Raw genomic sequence first — 2,813 nt, 5'->3', positions numbered from 1 at the left:
TATCATTTTATCCCTGATACAGGCGTACAACTCATTGGCTGTGAAGCTGCCGGCAAGGGGATTGATACGAAACTCCATGCAGCGACTATTGCCAAAGGTAAAGTCGGTATTTTCCACGGCATGAAGTCCCTGTTTTGCCAGAACGACGATGGGCAGATTGATGCCGTATATTCCATTTCGGCTGGCCTCGATTACCCTGGTATCGGACCGGAACACGCTTACCTGCATGAAACGGGCCGCGCCCAGTATGTACCGGTCAAAGATGATCAGGCCGTAGAAGCCTTTGAATATCTGGCCCGCACGGAAGGCATCATCTGCGCTATCGAAAGTGCTCATGCCGTGTACCATGCGATGCAGATAGCACCGAAGATGAATAAAGACGATATCATCATCGTCTGCCTGTCCGGCCGGGGAGATAAAGACGTAGCGGCTATTGCAAGATATAAAGGGAGGGACATCCATGAGTAAGATTGGCAACGCATTTAAAGATGGCAAGGCGTTTATCGGATTTCTGACTGCCGGCGATCCGTCACTCGATAAAACCTATGAATATATTATGACCATGGAAAAGGCTGGCGCCGATTTAATAGAAATCGGAATCCCTTTTTCCGATCCGATTGCCGAAGGCGTCGTTATCCAGGAAGCTGATTTGCGGGCACTGGAAGCCGGCACGCGCATAGATGACGTATTTGAACTGGTAAAAAAAGTGCGGAAAGAAACACAGATTCCACTCGTATTCCTGACGTATCTGAATCCCGTTTTCCACTACGGGCCGGACCGTTTCTTCGCCCGTTGTGAAGAAACGGGAATGGATGGCATCATCATTCCCGACATGCCCTATGAAGAAAGGGGAGAATGTGCGGCGGCAGCTAAAGCGCATGGTATCGATATCATTTCTATGATTGCACCGACATCGAAAGATCGCATTGAAAAAATAGCAAAAGTGGGAGAAGGGTTCTTGTACATCGTTTCCTCTTTGGGAGTTACTGGGACACGTACGGAAATCAAAACAGACCTCAAAGAAATCATCGATGTCGTAAAACATGTGACTAATGTGCCGGCGGCAGTAGGGTTCGGCATCAATACGACAGAACAGGCCGAAAAAATCGGTGCCATAGCCGATGGTGTCATCGTCGGCAGCGCTATCGTCAAGATTATTGCCAAATATGGAGATGATGCGGCTCCTCATATTTATGATTATGTAAAAGCCATGAAGGAAGCAACCATGCGCGGTATACAATAAATATACGAAACAGGAGTTGCAGAGACAAAATAAACCCGGCGGGCACACGACATATGCCCGCCGGGTTTTCTTACGTTTCTTTCTTATGTGCAGTCGATATGAGTTATTCTGGTTCTGGTATCTTTAACCTCGCAAAAAATCACACACAATCATTCGCTTACTACATAAACCATAAACCGATTCAGTTGTAATCTATGTAAACGAAGATTTAGATGCTGCTGCTTTTTGTACTTGTAACGAACAATGACAGTGTAAACAGGATTCTTCGTATCCGTGCTTTCCGACCGATACCTTCACCGCCGGTTAGTACGTATCCATCTCCCGTCTTGACGGTCCGGATGCCTTTGCGTAGTGATTACCTTGTTCGTCTGATTCCCTGGTCGGAGTGGCTGGTCAGAACACTGTATTGTCTGATAATGCATGACAGTCCAACGAAATTCGTCTTTCCTTTCTCCAGGCTACGTGCCTTGTCGTTCCGCTTGCGTTTCTTACGGTATTACTTGTTTCTCCCTTTTCGTCGGACCTATACGTGGCTGCTGTTTCTTCTGAACCCATTGGACTCACCCCTTTCTCTTTCTTGACTACATTATACCATAACATATTCTGTTTGTCTTATTCGATTATTAAAAAATTACAGAAAAATCTATTCTATTATTGCATGAAAAAAGCGAGACGGGGGTTAATGTCTCGCTTTTTTCGTAACTCATTGGGTTTCGTATTGGGGTATACTATTCATTCTGAAAAGAATGGAAATAAGAGGGAAAGAAGGTAGTATCCTTTTTCCGTTTGCCTTGCAATTACCTTGCAAGACTGTTGTTAGTATACCATATTCAGGAGAAAAAACAAGGAATAATAGCCTATGAGTATGTAAAATATTTAAAACAATTCCATGATAGAATAAACGCGACGGTATGTCACGCCTTATACGTTTCCCATATGGACATGGGACAGGTACTGACAGGCAATCTGCTGCAGCGTTTTCAATGTTTCTATGGGAGTCGGCGGCAGCGTGCAGTGATATCGTGGGAAATATCGTGTAATATGCAGGGGAATATCCGGACGGATGGATGCCAGCCACGAGGCGAGGGAGACCATATTTTCCGGATTATCATTGACCCCGGGAAGAATGAGACAGGTTACTTCTACATGAGATACAGCGGCTGCTTTTTCGATAGTATGAAGAACCGGGGATAATGTGCCCTGACAGATACGCCGATAGTAATCATCACTCCAGCTTTTCAAATCGATGTTCCAGGCATCGATAAGCGGGAGAAGCGATTGGAGAGGCGAGTCTTCTATGTATCCATTGGTTACCATCACATTATAGAGCCCGGCCTCGCGGATCAGTGGTGCTGTATCCCGTATCCATTCATACGTCACGGACGGTTCATTATATGTATAGGCAAGACCAATATTATCCCGTTCTTTCAGGCTCCGGGCCAGATGGGCTGCTCTCCGGGGAGACAATTCCTGCCAGGAAGGGCTGCCCTGGGATATGCGCCAGTTCTGACAAAATGTGCAGGTCAGATTGCAGCCCCACGAGCCAGTAGATAAAATCTGACTGCCAGGG

At 46.2% G+C, this 2,813-nt stretch carries 2 protein-coding genes and 1 pseudogene; 2 read left to right on the top strand and 1 reads right to left on the bottom strand.

All coding sequences use genetic code 11. The features are described from left to right. Together DBO31_RS07240 and trpA are read left to right on the top strand one after the other, a co-directional pair. Positions 1-468 (top strand): annotated as a pseudogene (locus tag DBO31_RS07240) (pyridoxal-phosphate dependent enzyme); the annotation flags it as partial. Next, positions 461-1,243: a tryptophan synthase subunit alpha gene (trpA, locus tag DBO31_RS07235; RefSeq protein ID WP_059076593.1), complete on the top strand. Its 783-nt coding sequence runs from the start codon at positions 461-463 to the stop codon at positions 1,241-1,243. The pseudogene DBO31_RS07240 and the gene trpA, both read left to right, overlap by 8 nt. Before the next feature lie 921 nt (positions 1,244-2,164). On the opposite strand, the gene DBO31_RS07230 is transcribed toward trpA, so the two are convergent. Further along, a partial coding sequence (locus DBO31_RS07230) for a radical SAM protein (protein WP_150824812.1) occupies positions 2,165-2,813 on the bottom strand: 649 nt, incomplete at its 5' end.

This window comes from Megasphaera sp. DJF_B143 (assembly GCF_900320625.1).
Classification (GTDB): domain Bacteria; phylum Bacillota; class Negativicutes; order Veillonellales; family Megasphaeraceae; genus Megasphaera; species Megasphaera hexanoica.
The sequence above is the reverse complement of the archived record's forward strand: the minus strand, read 5'-3'. Positions and strand labels throughout refer to the sequence as shown.

Bases quoted from the DNA above. Each gene is read 5' to 3' on its own strand.
- trpA (WP_059076593.1), top strand. From the start codon at position 461: ATGAGTAAGATTGGCAACGCATTTAAAGATGGCAAGGCGTTTATCGGA.